21 protein-coding genes are annotated in these 18,546 nt (G+C 56.6%); 6 read left to right on the top strand and 15 right to left on the bottom strand.

The features are described from left to right. Positions 1-4: 4 nt before the first annotated feature. From FVB43_RS14540 to FVB43_RS14530, 3 genes are read right to left on the bottom strand one after another with little or no spacing between them, the layout of a single operon-like run. On the bottom strand, positions 5-1,876 hold the full coding sequence (locus FVB43_RS14540) for an amidohydrolase (RefSeq protein WP_197931292.1): 1,872 nt from the start codon (positions 1,874-1,876) through the stop codon (positions 5-7). Next, complete coding sequence (locus FVB43_RS14535; protein ID WP_133844403.1) at positions 1,866-2,450, bottom strand: antibiotic biosynthesis monooxygenase; 585 nt, start codon at positions 2,448-2,450, stop codon at positions 1,866-1,868. Before FVB43_RS14535 ends, FVB43_RS14540 begins: the two co-directional genes overlap by 11 nt. Before the next feature lie 40 nt (positions 2,451-2,490). Beyond that, positions 2,491-3,132: a hydrolase gene (locus tag FVB43_RS14530; RefSeq protein WP_133844405.1), complete on the bottom strand. Its 642-nt coding sequence runs from the start codon at positions 3,130-3,132 to the stop codon at positions 2,491-2,493. Positions 3,133-3,262: 130 nt separating this feature from the next. On the opposite strand from FVB43_RS14530, the gene FVB43_RS14525 reads away from it, so the two are divergent. Beyond that, a complete protein-coding gene (locus tag FVB43_RS14525) occupies positions 3,263-4,171 on the top strand; it encodes a LysR family transcriptional regulator (RefSeq protein ID WP_133844407.1) in 909 nt (302 codons plus the stop codon). Between the two features lie 42 nt (positions 4,172-4,213). Here FVB43_RS14525 and FVB43_RS14520 read toward each other — a convergent pair whose 3' ends face one another. Beyond that, on the bottom strand, positions 4,214-5,086 hold the full coding sequence (locus FVB43_RS14520; protein WP_133844409.1) for an EamA family transporter: 873 nt from the start codon (positions 5,084-5,086) through the stop codon (positions 4,214-4,216). A gap of 62 nt (positions 5,087-5,148) precedes the next feature. Here FVB43_RS14520 and FVB43_RS14515 point away from each other — a divergent pair, with 62 nt between their 5' ends. Further along, complete coding sequence (locus FVB43_RS14515; RefSeq protein ID WP_133844411.1) at positions 5,149-5,685, top strand: MarR family winged helix-turn-helix transcriptional regulator; 537 nt, start codon at positions 5,149-5,151, stop codon at positions 5,683-5,685. Positions 5,686-5,803: 118 nt separating this feature from the next. Here the strand turns inward: FVB43_RS14515 and FVB43_RS14510 are convergent, their stop codons facing one another. Beyond that, complete coding sequence (locus tag FVB43_RS14510; protein WP_133844413.1) at positions 5,804-7,381, bottom strand: MFS transporter; 1,578 nt, start codon at positions 7,379-7,381, stop codon at positions 5,804-5,806. 2 nt (positions 7,382-7,383) lie between these two features. Continuing rightward, positions 7,384-7,509 carry a hypothetical protein gene (locus FVB43_RS24760; protein ID WP_259152251.1) on the bottom strand — a complete coding sequence of 42 codons (126 nt, stop codon included), beginning with the start codon at positions 7,507-7,509 and terminating at the stop codon, positions 7,384-7,386. A gap of 174 nt (positions 7,510-7,683) precedes the next feature. Here FVB43_RS24760 and FVB43_RS14505 point away from each other — a divergent pair, with 174 nt between their 5' ends. Next, positions 7,684-8,502, top strand: a complete 819-nt coding sequence (locus tag FVB43_RS14505; RefSeq protein WP_167864219.1) for an alpha/beta fold hydrolase — start codon at positions 7,684-7,686, stop codon at positions 8,500-8,502. Positions 8,503-8,705: 203 nt separating this feature from the next. Here FVB43_RS14505 and FVB43_RS14500 read toward each other — a convergent pair whose 3' ends face one another. The 4 genes from FVB43_RS14500 to FVB43_RS14485 form a co-directional block, all read right to left on the bottom strand. After that, on the bottom strand, positions 8,706-9,560 hold the full coding sequence (locus tag FVB43_RS14500) for an alpha/beta hydrolase (protein WP_159337736.1): 855 nt from the start codon (positions 9,558-9,560) through the stop codon (positions 8,706-8,708). Positions 9,561-9,790: 230 nt separating this feature from the next. Next, complete coding sequence (locus FVB43_RS14495; protein WP_159337734.1) at positions 9,791-10,714, bottom strand: substrate-binding domain-containing protein; 924 nt, start codon at positions 10,712-10,714, stop codon at positions 9,791-9,793. Between the two features lie 109 nt (positions 10,715-10,823). After that, positions 10,824-11,600, bottom strand: a complete 777-nt coding sequence (locus FVB43_RS14490) for a TIM barrel protein (protein ID WP_159337732.1) — start codon at positions 11,598-11,600, stop codon at positions 10,824-10,826. Positions 11,601-11,605: 5 nt separating this feature from the next. After that, a complete protein-coding gene (locus FVB43_RS14485; RefSeq protein ID WP_159337729.1) occupies positions 11,606-12,625 on the bottom strand; it encodes a Gfo/Idh/MocA family oxidoreductase in 1,020 nt (339 codons plus the stop codon). Between the two features lie 193 nt (positions 12,626-12,818). Here FVB43_RS14485 and FVB43_RS14480 point away from each other — a divergent pair, with 193 nt between their 5' ends. Both FVB43_RS14480 and FVB43_RS14475 read left to right on the top strand, forming a co-directional pair. Continuing rightward, positions 12,819-14,795: a sigma-54-dependent Fis family transcriptional regulator gene (locus FVB43_RS14480; protein ID WP_167864218.1), complete on the top strand. Its 1,977-nt coding sequence runs from the start codon at positions 12,819-12,821 to the stop codon at positions 14,793-14,795. Positions 14,796-14,843: 48 nt separating this feature from the next. Then, positions 14,844-15,515 (top strand): TerC family protein, encoded by a 672-nt coding sequence (locus FVB43_RS14475; protein ID WP_133844426.1) that lies wholly within the window; start codon positions 14,844-14,846, stop codon positions 15,513-15,515. Positions 15,516-15,593: 78 nt separating this feature from the next. On the opposite strand, the gene FVB43_RS14470 is transcribed toward FVB43_RS14475, so the two are convergent. The 5 genes from FVB43_RS14470 to FVB43_RS14450 all read right to left on the bottom strand — a co-directional run bounded on the left by FVB43_RS14470 (position 15,594) and on the right by FVB43_RS14450 (position 17,429). Continuing rightward, the gene (locus FVB43_RS14470) at positions 15,594-16,091 is read right to left on the bottom strand and encodes a TIGR00645 family protein (protein WP_133844428.1); all 498 of its coding nucleotides are present in this window, start codon (positions 16,089-16,091) and stop codon (positions 15,594-15,596) included. Positions 16,092-16,221: 130 nt separating this feature from the next. After that, on the bottom strand, positions 16,222-16,527 hold the full coding sequence (locus tag FVB43_RS14465) for a type II toxin-antitoxin system RelE/ParE family toxin (RefSeq protein WP_133844430.1): 306 nt from the start codon (positions 16,525-16,527) through the stop codon (positions 16,222-16,224). After that, positions 16,505-16,771 carry a type II toxin-antitoxin system ParD family antitoxin gene (locus FVB43_RS14460; RefSeq protein WP_133844432.1) on the bottom strand — a complete coding sequence of 89 codons (267 nt, stop codon included), beginning with the start codon at positions 16,769-16,771 and terminating at the stop codon, positions 16,505-16,507. Before FVB43_RS14460 ends, FVB43_RS14465 begins: the two co-directional genes overlap by 23 nt. A gap of 93 nt (positions 16,772-16,864) precedes the next feature. Next, positions 16,865-17,083, bottom strand: a complete 219-nt coding sequence (locus FVB43_RS14455; protein ID WP_133844434.1) for a hypothetical protein — start codon at positions 17,081-17,083, stop codon at positions 16,865-16,867. A 13-nt stretch (positions 17,084-17,096) separates the two neighbouring features. After that, on the bottom strand, positions 17,097-17,429 hold the full coding sequence (locus tag FVB43_RS14450; RefSeq protein ID WP_133844436.1) for a helix-turn-helix domain-containing protein: 333 nt from the start codon (positions 17,427-17,429) through the stop codon (positions 17,097-17,099). A gap of 204 nt (positions 17,430-17,633) precedes the next feature. Between FVB43_RS14450 and FVB43_RS14445 the strand changes: the two genes are divergently transcribed. Next, the gene (locus FVB43_RS14445; protein ID WP_133844438.1) at positions 17,634-18,545 is read left to right on the top strand and encodes a LysR family transcriptional regulator; all 912 of its coding nucleotides are present in this window, start codon (positions 17,634-17,636) and stop codon (positions 18,543-18,545) included. Position 18,546 lies beyond the last annotated feature (1 nt).

Below are 18,546 nucleotides of genomic sequence, written 5' to 3'. Positions count from 1 at the left end.
GCGATCAGAACGCAAAGCAGGAACAGCCCAGCGCCCCCCAGAAGGCATTGTCATCGGATACCGGCACGCTGGAACGGCGCGCGACATCATGCGAATGACTGTGCACACCACAAGGTCCGCTGCACTGGTGCGGCTGTGAGGCAAAGGCCACGCGACCATTCGCCAGCGGTGGCGCACTGCGGTAATGGCCTGGTGTGGTCACGACCGGAGACCATTCCGGCAAGACCGGTATCAGCGGCGGTGACAACGGGCTGAAACTGCCTGCGGCATACACCACGTCGCCATTCACCACGGTCAGCACCGACTCAATGCTTTTGATCGCCTCTTCGTGCACGCTGAAATAATCCTGTGACAGGATTGCCAGGTCAGCCAGTTGCCCCACTTTGATCTGCCCTTTTTTGCCCTGCTCGCTGGAAAACCAGGCGCTGCCCTGCGTCCACAGCATCAGCGCCGTTTCACGGTCCAGACGAGCATTGACGTCATACATCGCCATACCGCCCACGGTGCGGCCAGACACCAGCCAGTAGAGCGCCGTCCACGGGTTGTAACTGGCCACTCGGGTGGCATCCGTGCCCAGACCAACCGGCACCCCCGCTTCCAGCATTTTCGCCACAGGAGGCGTTTGCTTCACCGCTTCATGACCGTAGCGCTCGGCAAAATATTCGCCCTGAAACGCCATGCGATGCTGGACCGCAATCCCGCCGCCCAGCGCTTTAACCCGCTCGATATTGGCTTCGGTAATGGTCTCTGCGTGGTCAAAAATCCAGTGCAGACCGTTGAACGGAATCTCCCGGTTAACCTTCTCGAACACGTTCAGCATACGGCTGATCGATTCGTTATAGGTGGCGTGCAGACGGAACGGCCAGCGGTGTTCGACCAGGTGACGTACCACACGCTCCAGCTCATCTTCCATTCCGGGTGCCAGGTCCGGACGCGGCTCCAGAAAGTCTTCAAAGTCAGCGGCCGAGAACACCAGCATCTCGCCCGCGCCGTTATGGCGATAAAAGTCTGTGCCCTGCCCCGGTTTCAGCATATCGGTCCAGCGTTCAAAATCTTCCAGCTCGTGACCCGGTCGCTGAGTAAACAGGTTGTAGGCAATGCGTACCGTCAGCTGCTTTTTCTCGTGCAGTTCGCTGATCACCTCGTAATCATCCGGGTAGTTCTGGAAACCGCCGCCTGCATCAATGGCGCTGGTCAGGCCCAGACGGTTCAGCTCGCGCATAAACTGACGGGTGGAGTTCACCTGCTGTTCCAGCGGCAGCTTCGGCCCTTTTGCCAGCGTGGAGTACAGCAGCATCGCGTTAGGACGGGCAATCAGCATCCCGGTCGGGTTGCCGTTACCGTCGCGCTGGATCTCGCCGCCCGGTGGGTTTGGCGTATCTTTGGTATAACCCACCACACGCAGGGCGGCACGGTTCAGCAGCGCACGATCGTAGAGGTGCAGAATAAAGACCGGCGTGTCCGGTGCGGCTTCATTGATTTCATCCAGCGTTGGCATACGGCGCTCGGCAAACTGGAACTCGTTCCAGCCACCGACCACACGCACCCACTGTGGATTTGGCGTACGCAGCGCCTGCTCTTTCAGCATACGTAAAGCATCGGCCAGCGACGGCACGCCTTCCCAGCGCAGCTCAAGGTTGTAGTTCAGCCCGCCGCGGATCAAATGCAGATGCGAGTCGTTCAGCCCCGGGATCCCGGTGTGGCCTTTCAGATCCACCCGCTTTGTGTCATTCCCGGCAAACTGCATCACTTCTGCTTCGCTGCCTACGGCCAGGAACTTACCCTCTTTAATCGCTACCGCCGTCGCCAGTGGGTTTTCACGGTCAACCGTATGGAATTTACCGTTGGTCAGAATCAATGAGGCATTATTCATCATTACTCTCCAGGCTGGTTTTCCCGCGCGGGGACAACCAGTCGTTTAATAAGCGCGTTATCGCCGGCATCCACAGATATACCACCAGGCCAACCACGCAGGCATCGTTAAGAAAGTGTCCCCACAGCGTTCCTTTACTGGCGGGCAGCAACGCCCCCCAAAACCAGGGAACCAGATTAGTGGAGGGAAAAATCACCACCAGCGTCACCAGAAACTGTTTCCACTGTTTCGGTGCTGCCCGTCCCGGCTCGGCCGGGGTAAACCAGAACGCCGCCCCGGGGCGCATCTCAATATGCTCCTGCCCCGCCAGCATCCCCGCCAGCTCTCCCACACGCGCCGCCCGCTGTGGCGAGTTAAGCCACTGATAAAGATTATCCAGGTTGTCGAATCTGACCAGTATCGTCCAGGTCATTTCACCGTGTACCGGGCGCAGTACATTCACGCCAAGATGACCGGGGAACAGCGCCGCCTGCGGTAAAATAGTTTCCAGCCAGCGTTGATAGTCGTCTTGCTTCGCGGGCAGCAGGCGATGCGTAATCACCAGGGTAATGTGTTCAGGCTGATGGGGGTAATCCACGACGTTCTCCTTAATGCCCCCCGCCAGGGGGGCCAGGCCATCAGGCTTTGCGGGCCGGGGCGTTGTGTACCATCGTGTAGGCGTAATCCACGCCCATGCCGTACGCTCCGCTGTGCTCGCGCACCAGATCCATCACGTCGTCGTACGTCTCTTTACGTGACCAGTCGCGCTGGTACTCCAGCAACACCTGCTGCCAGGTCACCGGGATCGCGCCCGCCTGCACCATACGGTCGATAGAGCGCTCGTGCGCATCCACGCTGGTGCCGCCGGACGTATCGGTCACCACGTAAACTTCGAAGCCCTCTTTCATCGCCATCAGCGCCGGGAAAGTCAGGCACACTTCGGTCCACAGGGCCGAGATAATCAGCTTCTTACGCCCGGTGGCCTTCACTGCCTTCACGAACGCTTCATCTTCCCAGGAGTTCATCGAGGTACGCTCAATCGGCGTAGACTCCGGGTGCACTGCCAGCAGCTCCGGCCAGATATAGCCGCTGAAGCTTTCGGTTTCCACCGAGGTGTAAATCGTCGGCACGTTAAAAATCTTTCCTGCTTTTGCCAAAGCAACGGTGTTATTTTTAAGCTGCTGACGATCGATGTTGGCAACACCGAAGGACATCTGCGGCTGATGGTCGATGAAAATCAGGGTGGAGTTCTGTGGGTCCAGCAGGTCGAATTTAGACATTTTTTTATTCCTTTTACGTTTCAGGTTTCGGGTTTGTCTTGCGTGTTAACACAATACGAAATGGCCGCCCGGGTTGATAACGGAAAGAATTGAGGTTGTTGTTAAACAAATTTTGGGTTTGGGGAAAACCATGCGATTAAACCTTGAAGCGCTGCTGATTCTGGATGCACTGGACCGACACGGAACCTTTGCCGCAGCGGCGGCCAGGCTGTTTAAAACCGCCTCTGCGCTGAGTTACACGGTGCAAAAGATGGAAAGCGATTTGAATATCACGCTGCTGGATCGCTCCGGTCATCGTGCAACATTTACCCCCACCGGGCGCTTAATGCTGGAAAAAGGTCGCATTCTTTTGCGCGCCGTGGGGGAGCTTGAGCAGCAGGCGCAGTATGTGGAAAGCGGCTGGGAAAGTAAGCTCACGATCAGCCTTGATGCTTCGGTGCCGTTTTCCCTGCTCTCTGGCCTGATTGATGCGTTTTATCAGGAGCATCATCATACTCAGTTGCTGTTCCGCCAGGATGTGCTGGCGGGCTGCTGGGAGGCGCTGAGTTATGGGCTGGCCGATATTGTATTCGGCGCGGTTCAGGAACCGGTGCGCCACAGCGGTGTCAGCTGTGTGCCGGTTGGCTGGCTGGAATATGCCTTCGCCATTGCGCCCCATCACCCGCTGGCGGCGCTGCCTGCCCCATTATTGCGCGAGCAGATCCGCCAGTACCGCGCGGTAGTGGTCCACGACAGCTCACGCCATGCCGAAGGCACCGATTTACGCGTACTGGATGAGCAGCCGATTCTCAGCGTGCACAGTTTCAGCGATAAACTGCAGGCACAGGTGGACGGGCTGGGCTGCGGCTATCTCCCGCGCTATCTGGCGGCCCCGCATCTGGAAAGCGGCGCGCTGGTCGAACGCCAGCTGGACAGTGAAACCCGGCGTGACCAGGCATTTCTGGCCTGGAGCGACAGCGCCACCGGGAATGCGGCCATGTGGTGGCGTGAGCGGCTCCAGAACTTCGAGGGTATTCGCAGCGTGTATGCCGCGGAGTGAATACTGCGCCCGGGGTCACCCGGGCATCAGCCTTTGCCGCTCTTAGCGGGCGCGTGTGGTTGTCCACTGCACGGCAAATACGCTCGCCAGCACGACAACCAGCCCCAGTAACGCCGTACCGGTGATGGATTGCCCCAGTAACGCCCAGCCCAGTACCACGGCAGCCAGCGGGCTAAGTAAACCTAACGAAGCCACGGCCACCGTCGGCAAACGGGCCACACCGCGGAACCAGAGTGAATAGGCGAGCAGTGCCCCGGCCAGGCTGAGATAGCTGTAGGCGGCCCACTGCGTCAGAGTCAGTTCCGGCAGTGGCGCATCGACCTGCCACGCCACGGGCGCCAGCATCAACCCACCAATCACTAACTGCCAGCCGGTGAGCGACAGCACGGGGAGATCCACTCGCCAGCGGCGCGTCAGCCAGACACCTGTCGCCATGCAGGCGGCGCCCAGGAATGCCGCTGCCATGCCGAGGGGTTCGAACACCGTCTGTGGCGAGAGCAGCAACACGGCCATTCCCACCACTCCCGCCACCGCGGACCACAGTGTGGCTTGTGCCGGTGATCGGCGATCCACCGCCCAGACCAGCACCATCACCAGCAACGGCTGGATAGCGCCCAGCACCGCAGCCAGGCCACCGGGCAGGCGATAGGCCGCGACAAACAGCAGAGCCTGGAAGACACCAATGTTTAAGGCACTGAGCACGATCAACCGCCACACGTCACGCCGGGCGGGCATCTGTCGCGTGAAAAGCAGCAGCAACAGGCCTGCGGGCAACACGCGGATTAATGCCGCGGTGAATGGCCGATCGGGTGGCAGAAGTTCAGAGGTCACAATATAGGTGGAGCCCCAGATGGCAGGCGCCAGGGCGGTCAGCAAGACATCGCGCCAGTAGCGCAAAGAGGGTGTAGTGTTCATGACATTACCTTCAATTCAAGATATTATGATTCTGTTGATCAACTATCTTGAAGTCAAGACAAATGAATAATCGAACCCCTCCAACGCCGCGTGATGCGGTCGATATCATTCTCGAACAATGGCGGCGCGAACGCCCCGATCTGGATGCCAGCCCGATGGGGCCGATCGGACGAATAAAGCGTTGTGCCATCCTGCTTGAGCAGCAGTTGGAAGTGGGTTTTGCCCGCTTTGATTTAGTGAGCTGGGAGTTCGATATGCTGGCCACGTTGCGTCGTTCTGGCGCACCTTATTGCCTCAGCCCGACCGCACTATTCTCCACATTGATGGTGACATCGGGCACCATGACCCACCGCCTGAAGCGGCTGGAAACCCGGGGGCTGATAATGCGTACAGCCAGCCAGCAAGATGCACGCAGCACCCTGGTGCAGCTCACACCCGAGGGGCTGGAACTGATTGAACGCGCCGTGGGGCCGCATGTTGAGAACGAACGTCAGATGCTATCGGTGTTGCCCGCGGAGGTGCTGGCGAGTCTTGATGCGTCTCTCTCTCAGCTGATGCAGGCGTTAGAGTGCCAGCAGGATAATACGAACAAGACGTAACAAAAGGGCCGCAATAACGGCCCTGGAGGGATGATTATCATGCAGTCAGTCATATCGACTCTGTCGGTGGGGAGTGGGAGCCTGCGCTGTTCGTTGATCGCTGCGAGATCACTGCCCTTCAGCCCAGCGAAATAAAGTGCCTGACCAACGGTTTTTCCTCTCCCTGATGGAAACGGGTCACGCTGCTTTGTAAATCCGCATCGGCATGGGAGACGCGCTGATGCTGACGCAGATGCTCATGCCAGGACTCCACCAGGAACCACTCGATCAGCGTGGTGGCATCGTGGCTGTGCTCGGCAATGCCCCAGGCGTAAGCCCCATCACGGCGGCGGGTAAGCGACAGGTTTTTAATCTCTGCCAGAAACGCCGGACGATCTTCGGGTGCGACCTGGTACTCAATCTGAATCATCACCGGGCCACGATCTGCCGTGACGGGTGTTTCTAACGCGGGCTGATCCCAGTGACCGGACGGTTGCAGGTCAGCCTCGCCTGCCGGAAGTTTAAGGCGCAGACACAACAGCGCGGAAAGCGTCAGCGCCAGAGCGGCAATCAGCAGGGTTCCCACCAGGCCGGTTTCCTGTGCCACCAGCCCCCAGAACAGGCTGCCTGCGGCCATAGCACCGTTGAAAATCATCAGATAGACCGCCAGACCGCGACCCCGCACCCAGTCGGGCAGCACCGCCTGCGCCACACCGTTCAGTGAGGTCAGCGCAATAATCCAGCTGATGCCCAGCAGCACCATTAGCGGCAGAGCCAGCGCTTTGATCGGCAGCAGGGCAATGACCACCATCACCAGCGCGGAAAGCCCCGCCGACAGCAGCATTAACCCGTCAACGTTCATCCGCTGACGCAGGACAGGCAGCAGCAGCGCCCCGGTAATCGCCCCGATACCAACCGCGCCCAGCAGCGTGCCGTAAAACCCGGCGCTGCCCTGTAACAAATGACGCGCCACCAACGGCAGCAGTGCCCAAATGGCGCTGGCAAAAAAGAAGTAAATCGCGGTGCGCACCAGCACCCGGTGCAATTCACGGCTGGCTTTGACGTAGCGAATGCCCGCACGGAACGCCCCGAAGAAATGTTCAGACAGCTCATTTTTCGCTTTATGCGGCCGCTTCCACCAGATCAGCGCAGCGATAACGAACACATAGCTCAGGACATCCGCCCCGTAGGCTGCCCAGGCACCGAGTGCTGCCAGCAGCAGACCGCCGGTTGCCGGGCCCACTGCACGGGCGATATTGATCCCCAGCGAGTTAAGCGCCACCGCATTCTTCAACTGCGGACGAGGCACCAGCTCCGGCACAATCGCCTGCCAGGCCGGGCCCATCAGCGCAGCGCCGATACCGCCAATAAAGGTCAGTGCCACCAGATACTCGACGGTCAGCAGATTATTATGCGAGAGGATCAGCAGCGTACCGCTGACGCTGGCCAGCAGCAGCTGGACAAAAATCAGCAGGCGACGGCGATCAAGAATATCGGACAGCACCCCGGCCGGGATTGCCAGCAGGAAAATCGGTAAGGTGGCGGCAGTCTGCATCAGTGCGACAGCCGCCGGGTTAGATGACAGCCCGGTCACCAGCCATGAACTGGCAACATCGCGCATAAAACTGCCGGTATTGCCGAGGATGGTCGCGGCCCAGATCACCGCAAACAGCCCTTGCTTAAGCGGCGCAAAAGCACCGGATGACGTTGTCTTCATGGTCAGGCTCCAGGACGAAGTGCAGCAGCCGCCTGTTCGCCCATGCCGTACGCACCGCTGTGCTCACGCACTCGATCCATCACGTCGTCGTACGTGTTCTGTGGGTCCAGCAGGTCGAATGTAGACATGGTCAATTCCTCTTTTCGTTATCAGTAAGCGATGTAGTGAGCGAGTGTTTCGCTGCTGGAAACAAGACTAATGGCGACTAGAATTTGCTGATAGCGGAAAGAACTGGGCAACTCGTTAAGATTTTTTTGTTAGTCACAACATCACGTCATCCATCCACCTTCGAGGAAACAGAAATGAGCACATTCACTACGCAGGACGGCACGCAAATTTATTTCAAAGACTGGGGCACGGGTAAGCCGGTCCTGTTCAGCCACGGCTGGCCGCTGGATGCCGATATGTGGGACAGTCAGATGAATTTCCTTGCCGAACGCGGCTACCGCGTTATCGCCTTTGACCGCCGTGGCTTTGGCCGCTCTGACCAGCCGTGGGAAGGGTACAACTACGATACCTTTGCGTCAGACATCAACGATCTGATCCAGCATCTTGATCTGCATGACATTACGCTGGTGGGCTTTTCAATGGGCGGCGGCGATGTGTCGCGCTATATCGGCCGCTACGGCAGTGAGCGCGTCAGCGCACTGGTGCTACTGGGGGCGGTGACGCCGATCTTCGGTAAGACAGACGACCATCCTGAAGGGGTAGAAAAAGCGGTATTTGACGGTATTCGTGATGGATTACGCAAGGATCGTGCGCAGTTTATCAAAGACTTTGCCACGCCGTTCTACGGCATTAACGCCGGGCAAACAATTTCCGACGGCGTGCTGGCCCAGACGCTGAATATCGCGCTGCTGGCGTCGCTGAAAGGCACTATTGACTGCGTGACGGCGTTTGAAGAGACTGATTTCCGTGGCGATATCGCGAAAGTGACCGTGCCAACGCTGGTGATCCACGGCAGTAACGACCAGATTGTGCCGTTTGAAGCCACCGGTAAACTGGCTGCCGCGATGATCCCCGGATCGGAGCTGAAAGTGTACGACGACGCGCCGCACGGCTTTGCTGTGACCCATCAGGATCAGTTAAATCAGGATCTGCTGGCGTTTTTGCAGCGGTGATATTATCGCAGGCGGGGCATGCCCCGCCCCTACACTTTGCAGGGTAATACGTAGGGGTCAGCATGCCCCGCCCCTACTTTGCAGGGTCATACGTAGGGGTCAGCATGCCCCGCCCCTACTTTGCAGGGTAATACGTAGGGGTCAGCATGCCCCGCCCCTACTTTGCAGGGTAATACGTAGGGGTCAGGCATGCCTGACCCGCATCAGCTGCGCGCCGCCAGCCACACGGCATAGGCCTCATCCCAGATGGCGGCAGGCGTTCCTGCCTTGCCAAGGCCAAAACCATGCCCCCCCTGCGAAATACGGATCATCTGCACCGAAACCCCGGCCTTGCGGCAGATATCGTGCATGATCACGCTGTTTTCCGGGTCTGAGGTACGGTCATCTTCCGCCTGAGCGAGGAACAAGGGCGGGTAAGCACGGGTGACATAGTTCTGTACTGACCAGTTGGCCTCTTCCGCCGGGGACGGATGATTGCCCACCAGCGACAGATGCGTATTGGTGTGCGTGTAAGGGGGTTCGAGGGTGATCACCGGGTAAATCAGCCCCACGCTATCAGCTTTGGGGACAATCTGGTCAATCGCATCCTGCGGAGCATAGGACGCATAATCCGGGCGCGCCGCCGCCAGACCCAGCATATGTCCACCGGCCGAGAAGCCGAGCAGGTGCACATTGTTTTCCATTGAACGCACCAGGCGAATCGCCCGCTGTGCATCCTGAAACGCCACGCGGTTGCCATCCTGCCAGTGTTCACCCGGCAGACGATAGCTGAGCACATAGGCGGTATAGCCTTTGCTGTTCAGCCAGCGCGCCACCGGCCACCCTTCCCGGCCCATGCCAATCCAGCGATAGCCACCGCCAGCGGCGATCAGTACCGCCTTACCGTTAGGATTCTCCGGCACAAAGCGCTGAATGCCCGGGCTGACAATGTTTGACCACGATCCATTCGCAGAAATGCGCAGCGCTCCCGTCGGGCCGCCGCCGCCTGGCGGTTCGTCCGGCCATAGCGGGAAAAAGTCCTGACGGGCGAACAGCTTATCGGTGCTCATGGCAAGCATAAACGCGCCGGTGCCCAGGATGAACCGACGGCGACTAATCAAGATGCATGTCCAACATTCTCAGCAGAAAACAGGGAAGGTATTGTTGAGCCACTAAGGAATAGGCTCAGTGGCGAAATAGTATGCATATCGAAAAGAAAATGCCACTGAGATCACACTTTTTTCATCACGGAATGGAAAATAGTCAGGAAGGTGTCTAGCGGGCCCTGGGGGCCAGGGCCCGGCGGGAATTATTTCACGTTTTTGCTGACAAAGGCTTCGTAGTTATCTTTGGTGATCACCTGATACGGGATCCACATAAACTTGTCGCCATTTTTGCCGTCAATGACCTGTTTTGCCATGGTAACCGCGCCTTTACCCTGGCCTGCGGCATCCTGGAAAACGGTTAATGCCAGCTTGCCGTTTTTAATAAATTGCAGCGCATCCGGGGTGCCATCGATCCCGGCGACCAGGATATCTTTCTTACCGCTCTGATTCAGCGCCATAATCGCGCCAATCGCCATCTCATCGTTGTTGGCAGCAATCGCATCGATCTTATTGCCGGACAGCAACCAGCCGGAAGTGACATCCACGGCTTCGTTACGCATCCACTGGGCAGACTGCTTCTCAACCACTTTCATCTCTTTATATTTGGCGATGACATCTTCCGTGGCTTTGGTGCGCTGACGTGCTTCTTCTGCCGACAGGGCGCCCATCAGAATGGCGACATTCCCTTTGTAGTTCATTTTTTTCGCCAGCGCTTCCATCTCCATGCGCCCGCCCAGCAGCGAATCGGAGCCAACATAAGCCATCTTTCCGCTCAGTTCGACTTCCGGTTTACGGTTAACAAAAATCAGCGGAATATTGGCGCGTTTTGCCGCCTCCATCATCGGTTTTACTCCCTGGGTATCCACCGGATTGAGGATGATGGCGTCCACGCCCTGGTTAATAAAGTTCTCAACCTGCTGTACCTGTACCGCGATATCACCTTTAGCATCTTCAAACTGTCCCTGGATCTTCTCTTTTTCCATCTCTTTCGCCATCTGCGTACGCAGAATGGAGACAAAGTTAAGATCGAAGTTCGCCAGTGCAACACCGATACGCAGATCTTTTGCCTGGGAAGCGGGTGCCAGTGCAAGAGCACCAATCAACAGTGCGATTTTATTCACGTTCATGGATGGATTCCTGTAGGTGTAGGTAAGTTATTATTTTGAGTAGTGAAAAGAATGAACGGTGCAGGTCCTCCTGAAAAAAAGCGGCCAGGGCTGGCCGCATCATGTTTAATTAATCAAAGTGCGCTTTAAAGCTTGCCAGGGCCGCTTCGCTGTCCCCTGACGCCCAGCCTTCAAGTGCAATGACCCCCCGATAATTCATGGCCCGCAGGGCTTTCGCCACTGCACGGTAGTTAATCTCACCTGTCCCCGGCTCACAGCGGCCCGGTACGTCAGCGACCTGGATTTCACCAATCGCATCGCCACTGCGCTGCACCAGTTCGATCAGATTGCCTTCGCCGATCTGCGCGTGGTACAGGTCAAGATTCATTTTCAGATACGGGCTGTTTACCGCCTCCACCAGCGCCAGCGTATCGGCGGCTTTGGCAAACGGCGTGCCCGGATGGTCAACGGCAAGGTTGAGATTTTCCAGAGTAAATACGCGCCCGGCTTTCTCACCCAATGCGGCTAATTTTTCCAGCGTACGCACGGCTTTTATCCACATCGGGCCAGTGACAATCTCCACGGGCTTGACGGGCAGCCCCTGATTATCCAGGCCGGTGCCGTGCAGGTTCAGGCTCGGGCAATTAAGACGTGCTGCCACGGCCAGCGACTCTTCGGCGCTGCTTAACAGGTTGGCGATCTCGTCATCGTCCGTCAGATTGCCGGTCAGGTAGCCGGTCATGGAGGTAAAACTCGCCCCCGTTGCAACCAGCGCATCGATGTCTTTATTGTTCCAGTGCCAGATTTCAACGCCAAAACCCAGCTGATGAATACGCTTCACACGTTCGATAAAGGGTAAATCCAGAAAAACCATTTCGGCTGAGACCGAAAGACGATAATCCGACATCGTTGTTATCCTCGTAATTGAATCGGTTTGCCCTGCTGAACAGAGGCAATACAGGCCAGTGCGATTTCCAGCGCATTACGCGCATCTTCGCCGGTGGCGCGTGGGATTTGACCGCTGGCGGCACAGCGGACAAACTCGGTCAGTTCGGCAATGTAGGCATCGGCCAGCAGGTCGGTATCCTGACGGGAGGTCTCAATGGCAATTCCGGCAGCGCCGTAGCGCACACAGTTATTGACGTTAATATTGCCCATCTGGAACATGCCGTTACTGCCGAAGACTTCCGCACGTACGTCATAACCATAGACAGCTTCAAAACTGGCATCCGCGACGGCAATCGCGCCGTTATCGAAACGAATGGTCACCACCGAGGTATCCAGCAGCCCTTTGTCTTTGAAGTCCGGGCGCACCAGCGCGTCAGCAATGGCATACACTTCCACCGGTTTCGCGCCGGGGTTGCAGTGCAGCAGCGTGTCAAAATCGTGGATCAGCGTTTCCAGATAGATAGTCCACGGCGGGATGCCGCTCGGGTCACGCAATGGAGAAGGGTCGCGGGTCAGGGAACGGATCAGCTGCGGCGTGCCGATCTCACCCTTTTTGATTGCGTCCAGCGCGGCGGCGAAGCCGTTAGCAAAACGGCGGTTAAAGCCCACCTGCAACACCACGCCCGCTGTTTTCGCGGCAGCAATCGCGTGGTCAGCCTCTTCGAGCGTGATGGCCATCGGTTTTTCACAGAAAACATGTTTCCCGGCCCGGGCAGCCGCGGCCACCAGCTCTGCATGCGTCCGTGCCGGTGTCGCGATCAGCACCGCATCAATGTCAGGATCGTCGAGCATCAACTGGGGCTCGCTATAATATTTGCCCGCACCCAGCTTCTCCGCCAGACGCTGCGCAGCTCCCGGCACGGGATCGGCCACCGCGGCCAGCACCGCCCCCGGAACCTTTTGCGCCAACGAGGTCGCATGGAAGCTCCCCATGCGCCCTGCTCCGATTAACCCCACACGCACGATCTGTTTTGTTACTGACATCTTGTTCCCCTTCAGGTGGCTGGCTGACTGTTTTTTTGTCGTTAAACAGACATAAGCAAACCCTATGCCAGAGTGCGGAACACTGCAGGGCGCGCCTTTCTCTTCCTGTCGCGATCACAAAATGCACACAAAAAAAACATGTCAACTTAACATGTCTATAAAATGGACATTCCATTAGTGGGAGGGAAGCAAAATGAATCAACCGACGTTAGCCGGTGCGATCAACGCAGAGTGTGATGGACAACTAAGCCTGCCTGCGGGCAGTGAAGCCAGCCGCTGGGACAGCCTGCTGGAACAGGCGAGGCGGGATTTTGATGCCGGGCGCGAGCCGGAGTTTGTCCGCCCGGATGTCCTCAGTTCATGGAAAAGCAGCCGTGCTGCCGGGATCGATCCTGCGTATTTTGCTTACACCTTCCCACCCGAGGAACGGGTCAAACAGATTCTGGCCGACAATGCCGAGCTGATTGAGGTGGCGGGCAGCATTATGGAAAATCTGCTGGCCTATAACCCGGACGGCCACATTAATCTGACCAATGCGCAGGGGGTTACGCTCTCCTGCTGCGGTCGCGATCTGACCCCGATAGGCAGCATCCTGACCGAATCAGAGATGGGCACCAACTGTACCGCGCGCTGCCTGAAACAGCAGCGGCTGGTGTATATGCTCAACGGTGAAAACTGGAAAGCGGCCTTGCGTGAGCGCCATCTGCAATGTGCTGCCGCGCCCATCCGCGATGCTGAGGGACGGATGATCGGCGTACTGACGCTGACCGCCAGCCAGGACAATTTCCACTACCATACTCTCGGTACCGTGCAGGCGGCCGCCGAAGCGATCGGCCAGCAGCTGATCCTGCGTGCGTTGCTGGCGGAGCAGAAGTCGATCCTCGAAACGCTGAACGAAGGGGTGATCGTGCTCGATCGCTCAGGGGTGATCAAAACCATCAACCGCTATGCCCGACAGATCTTCCACGGACTGGCACGCGCCGGCCATCAAGTGGATGCGGTACTGAACCCGGAACATACGCGCCTGGCGACCATGACCTTCTGCAACGACCGCGAAATCGTCTTCAGCCCTGCCGAGAATCAGCGCGTCTGCTGCCTGGTATCGGTGATGCCCGCGCCAGGCGGCGGTAAGATTATCGCCCTGCGAGAGAATCAGCGTATCCGCGCCATTACCCGCCGGGTGATGGGGGCGAGCGCCAGCTATACCTTTGATATGCTGTGCGGCAGCGCACCGGCTTTGCAGGTCGCGATGGATAAAGCCCGTAGCTGCTGTCGCAGCGACAGCACCGTGTTACTCACCGGAGAGAGCGGCACCGGCAAGGAGCTGTTTGCTCAGGCGATCCATAACGGCAGCCTGCGTTGCGGCGAGCCTTTTATTGCTGTTAACTGCGGTGCGCTGCCGCGCGATCTGGTACAGAGTGAGCTGTTTGGTTATATGGACGGTGCGTTTACCGGATCGCGGCGCGGCGGTGCCGCAGGTAAGTTCGAACTGGCAGAAGGCGGGACGCTGTTTCTTGATGAAATTGGCGATATGCCGCTGGAAGCGCAGACCAGCCTGCTGCGCGTATTGCAGGAGAGTGAAGTGGTGCGCATTGGCGCGTCGCAGCCGGTGAAAGTCAATGTCCGTATTATCGCTGCCACCAACTGCAATCTGATCCGGGCAGTGGAAACCGGCGCGTTTCGCCGCGACCTCTACTACCGCCTGAACGTGATTTCTATTCCCATTCCCGCCCTGCGCGAACGCAGCAGCGATATTCCGGCGCTCACCGAGTGGTTCCGCGAAAAAGTCTGCACCCAGCTGAAAAAGATCAACGTGCAGTTTACCGCCGGGGCAATGGACGCTTTAAGCCACTACCACTGGCCGGGTAACGTCCGTGAGCTGGAGAACATTGTTGAACGGGTGATCAATATGAACGACGGACTGTTTATTGATGTGCCGGATCTGCCCGATGAAGTCATCCGGCGCACGTCCTCTCCCCCTGCGGTTCATCCTGCGGAGCCGCAGCAGGCAGCTCGGCTTGATGTGAATGAGCGCGCGCATATTATTAGCACGCTGGATGCACTGAACGGCAATCTGCGCCAGGCAGCTCAGTTAATGGGGCTGTCACGCGCCGGGTTATATAATAAACTGAAGAAATATCAGATCAGTGCTGACGAGTTTCGCCGCTGATCGCTTCGGTCACTGCGGTGACCCTTTCGCTGTGTTGACTGAGTGCTTATGTGGTTCGAACATCTTGATTTTGCCGTTATCCTGCTACAAATCGTATTAATTGATCTGTTACTGGGTGGCGATAACGCCGTCGTTATCGCCCTCGCCTGCCGTAAACTGCCGCCGCACATGCAGAAAAAAGCGATTATTCTCGGCACGCTCGGGGCGATTGTTGCCCGCGTTGTGCTGCTGATTATTGCCGTTCACCTGCTGGCGCTGCCGTGGCTGAAGATCGTCGGTGGCCTGCTGTTGCTGTGGATTGGCTTTAAGCTGGTCGGCAGTGAAGAGGAAGAAGCCAACATCAATGGCGATAACCGTCTGTGGAAAACCGTGCTGACCATTACGCTGGCCGATGTGGTGATGTCGCTGGATAACGTGCTGGCCGTGGCCGCAGCGGGTAAAGGCAACGTCTGGCTGGTGTCGTTCGGGGTGTTGATCAGTATTCCGATTATTGTCATGGGCAGCAAACTGGTACTGACGCTGCTGACGCGCTTCCCGTTTATCGTCACGCTCGGCGGAGCACTGATTGGCTGGATTGCGGGCAGTATGCTGGTCACTGACCCGGCACTGCTGCGTTATACCGCTGCGATCCCGCATCTGCACTGGATTGCCGGGACCATTGGGGCATTGTTAGTGGTGGGGTACGGTGTAGCAAGACGGCGGGTTCAGGTTAAGTCATAACGGTGGTATCGATGTTGCGGGCCGACCGGAAAAAGGGTCAGCCCGCAGAGCGGGAAACAAAACGTTTTACGCCTGAGCTTAAATCTTCTCTTTCTTCGACATGCTATCCAGATACCCCATCACAAACGCCGACAGCACAAACGTCAGATGAATAATCACGTACCACAGTAGCTTGTTATCCGGGATATTCTTCGCATCCATAAACACCCGCAGCAGATGGATAGAGGAGATGGCCACAATCGATGCCGCAACCTTATTTTTCAGCGACCCCGAATCCATCTTGCCCAGCCAGTTAAGCTTCTCTCTGTTCTCATCAATATCCAGCTTAGACACAAAGTTTTCGTAGCCGGAGAGCATCACCATCACCAGCAGACCACCAACCAGCGTCATGTCGATCATCGAAAGCAGCACCAGCACCATGTCATTTTCCGACATCTCAAGCACGTGTGGCAGCAGATGGATCAGCTCCTGGAAAAACTTAATGGCCAGCGCCACTAACCCCAGCGACAGCCCGAGGTAAATCGGTGCCAGCAGCCAGCGCGCAGAGTAAATCAGGTTTTCGACGAAACGTTCCATAGCATCCAGTTCACAATTCAACAGGGCGAACAGTATACCCGATGGCTGATAGACTTTTTCAAGGCATGCGCGCTTAAAACAACGGAATTTAAGCGACTTTACGTTGAGAACATCAATGAAGGGGCAAGAATCAGAACCAATGTTGTTGTCGCTTTACATCCCGTGAATGATGCAACACTCTGACAACCAGAATATCTTCGTATTCTGGTCTGAAAAAAAGAAGATGTTCTGCCGCCACTAAAGAGAACATATTTTCGCCAACTTCTGCACGCCGCTGACCAATTTCATGGTGCTTTAGCATATCCAGTGCAGTGAAAATACGATCAATATAAGCATCAGCGGCTACCTCTCCATAGTGACTCACGCCATAGCTAAAGATATCTTTGAGATCGTCCCGCGCTTTGGGCGTGAGCTTAATCCGTTTTCCCTGAGTCATGGCGTTTTCCCTTCACTTCCCTGATAAAGGCATTGCGATCCCACTCCTGCGGAACGCCACTCTCTAATCCCTCGGCGAGGAGCAATCTTAATTGCGCAAGTTTCGATTGTGCCTGTTGCTCTCTGAGCAATCGTAACGACTCACGAATCACTTCACTTTGCGTTCTGTAATCACCCGATTCAATCAGAGATTCAACATACCCGCGCAGCTCGTCACCTAAATCCACTGTCATGGTTCTGGCCATTGCATTCCGCTCTGTAAGATTAGTTCTTACAAATCTAACTGACTACTCTTCAGACATCCAGCCCTGTGCTGATAAATCCGCACAGATCCTATATTATTCCCGGACCGGCAGCGCCTCTTCATTACTGCCCTGTGGCAGCAAATCGTTAATCGGGCGCATCATCTTTTTCATCTGGCGCTCATAGCCGAACGGGCTGCCCTGACCGCTGTCGGTCTGCATCGTAAGCTGTGGCTGACTTGCCGCAAAGGCCTGGGTGAAAGGATGAAGAGACAGCACCGCCAGCACGGCGGCCATTTTAGTCAACTGGCGCACGGGTCCTCCGGACTTAATGATATTGACGGAACTGAATGCGGTAATCGCGCGGGGTAACATTGAAGTGCTTTTTAAACACCCGCTGGAAGCACTGCTGGGAAGAGAAACCGAGGTCCATCGAGATCGCCATAATGCTTTTGGTCGAACTGACCAGGCAGCGTGCAGCCTGATCAAGACGGCGGCTGCGAATAAACGTCGCCAGGGTGATGCCCCTTTGCTCTTTAAACGCACGTTGCAGGTGCCACTTCGAATAGCCAGATTTTGCCGCCACGGCTTCAATATTGAGGCCTTCTTCTAAGTGATCGTCGATCCAGTCGACGATAACGTCCACGATTTCATTTTTCATTTTTAGCTCCGCGATGACGGGCGCATGACGCCCACTCCTGCCTTAAAAGAACAAGGAAGTTATTTATTATTTTGATTTTATTGAAGTAATTACGATATGAAAAAAAAGGGAGAACATATCAAAAAAACGTGGAAGGGATGGTATTAGACCGCTTAAAATAGTTCAAATAGATAATATAAATCTTTGATAATAGATAAGGGCTATATGCCAGCTAACATGGATCTCAACCTGGTGCGGGTATTTATCGCTATTTATGAAACCCAAAGTGTCAGCGGGGCTGCCGAACGTTTGTTCATTACTCAGCCCTCTGCCAGCTATGCCCTAGCCCGGCTGCGGGTTGCGACGGGTAACGAGCTGTTTAAACGCAGCCGTAAAGGGATGCAACCGACTCCCACCGCCAGTCAGCTCTATACGGTTTTTAAAAAGTCTCTCAGTGGCATTGAGAAGGCGGTGGCAGACACCCGCAGCTTCTCTCCGGACACATCCTTTCACAAATTTCGTCTCGCCCTCTCTGACCTTGGCGAACTGCTGTTGCTACCCGGTCTGGTGAAACATCTGCGCGCCGTTGCCCCTAACGTGCAGCTGGAGGTGATCCCGGTAGAGATGCGAAAACTGGATGAATGGTTGCTGACCGGAAAGGTCGATGCCGCGCTGTGCAGCCGTAACGAGAGTATTTCGCTGGCGCAGCGTGACCGGATTATGGACGAGTGTTATGTCTGCCTGTTGAACGACCAGCACCCGCGCATTGGCGACACCCTGACGCTGGATGCCTACCTGGAGGAACAACACATTATTGTGTCGACCATCAGCGGGCATTATATGGTGGAAGAGCGGATAAAAGAGTATGGCTATGAGCGCCGCATTGCACTGGAAGTCCCGCACTTTGCGGCGCTGGGCGAGCTGATTGCCTCCAGCGAACTGCTGGTGACGCTGCCCTCCAGCGCGGCGAAAATCTATGTCGCACGAGGCAACGGGCGCATCATCGAACTGCCGTTTGAGCTACCGAATCTTGAGGTGTACCTGTACGGGCACACCGAGATCGGGGATATCACTGCCAAAACCTGGTTCTATAACCTGCTGAAAAACGTCAGCCCATTGCTGATGGTCCGCCGGTAAC

The organism is Erwinia rhapontici (genome assembly GCF_012271765.1).
Classification (GTDB): domain Bacteria; phylum Pseudomonadota; class Gammaproteobacteria; order Enterobacterales; family Enterobacteriaceae; genus Erwinia; species Erwinia rhapontici.
This window is presented reverse-complemented; position numbering and strand designations above follow the sequence as displayed.

What these genes read in the sequence shown, in the direction of transcription:
- FVB43_RS14495 (WP_159337734.1), bottom strand. Translation starts at nt 10,714, where the DNA reads ATGAACGTGAATAAAATCGCACTGTTGATTGGTGCTCTTGCACTGGCA.
- FVB43_RS14505 (WP_167864219.1), top strand. Translation starts at nt 7,684, where the DNA reads ATGAGCACATTCACTACGCAGGACGGCACGCAAATTTATTTCAAAGAC.
- FVB43_RS14445 (WP_133844438.1), top strand. Translation starts at nt 17,634, where the DNA reads ATGCCAGCTAACATGGATCTCAACCTGGTGCGGGTATTTATCGCTATT.
- FVB43_RS14510 (WP_133844413.1), bottom strand. Translation starts at nt 7,381, where the DNA reads ATGAAGACAACGTCATCCGGTGCTTTTGCGCCGCTTAAGCAAGGGCTG.
- FVB43_RS14485 (WP_159337729.1), bottom strand. Translation starts at nt 12,625, where the DNA reads ATGTCAGTAACAAAACAGATCGTGCGTGTGGGGTTAATCGGAGCAGGG.
- FVB43_RS14465 (WP_133844430.1), bottom strand. Translation starts at nt 16,527, where the DNA reads ATGACTCAGGGAAAACGGATTAAGCTCACGCCCAAAGCGCGGGACGAT.
- FVB43_RS14530 (WP_133844405.1), bottom strand. Translation starts at nt 3,132, where the DNA reads ATGTCTAAATTCGACCTGCTGGACCCACAGAACTCCACCCTGATTTTC.
- FVB43_RS14490 (WP_159337732.1), bottom strand. Translation starts at nt 11,600, where the DNA reads ATGTCGGATTATCGTCTTTCGGTCTCAGCCGAAATGGTTTTTCTGGAT.
- FVB43_RS14480 (WP_167864218.1), top strand. Translation starts at nt 12,819, where the DNA reads ATGAATCAACCGACGTTAGCCGGTGCGATCAACGCAGAGTGTGATGGA.
- FVB43_RS14500 (WP_159337736.1), bottom strand. Translation starts at nt 9,560, where the DNA reads ATGCTTGCCATGAGCACCGATAAGCTGTTCGCCCGTCAGGACTTTTTC.
- FVB43_RS14525 (WP_133844407.1), top strand. Translation starts at nt 3,263, where the DNA reads ATGCGATTAAACCTTGAAGCGCTGCTGATTCTGGATGCACTGGACCGA.
- FVB43_RS14520 (WP_133844409.1), bottom strand. Translation starts at nt 5,086, where the DNA reads ATGAACACTACACCCTCTTTGCGCTACTGGCGCGATGTCTTGCTGACC.
- FVB43_RS14460 (WP_133844432.1), bottom strand. Translation starts at nt 16,771, where the DNA reads ATGGCCAGAACCATGACAGTGGATTTAGGTGACGAGCTGCGCGGGTAT.
- FVB43_RS24760 (WP_259152251.1), bottom strand. Translation starts at nt 7,509, where the DNA reads ATGTCTACATTCGACCTGCTGGACCCACAGAACACGTACGACGACGTG.
- FVB43_RS14540 (WP_197931292.1), bottom strand. Translation starts at nt 1,876, where the DNA reads ATGATGAATAATGCCTCATTGATTCTGACCAACGGTAAATTCCATACG.
- FVB43_RS14470 (WP_133844428.1), bottom strand. Translation starts at nt 16,091, where the DNA reads ATGGAACGTTTCGTCGAAAACCTGATTTACTCTGCGCGCTGGCTGCTG.
- FVB43_RS14475 (WP_133844426.1), top strand. Translation starts at nt 14,844, where the DNA reads ATGTGGTTCGAACATCTTGATTTTGCCGTTATCCTGCTACAAATCGTA.
- FVB43_RS14515 (WP_133844411.1), top strand. Translation starts at nt 5,149, where the DNA reads ATGAATAATCGAACCCCTCCAACGCCGCGTGATGCGGTCGATATCATT.
- FVB43_RS14450 (WP_133844436.1), bottom strand. Translation starts at nt 17,429, where the DNA reads ATGAAAAATGAAATCGTGGACGTTATCGTCGACTGGATCGACGATCAC.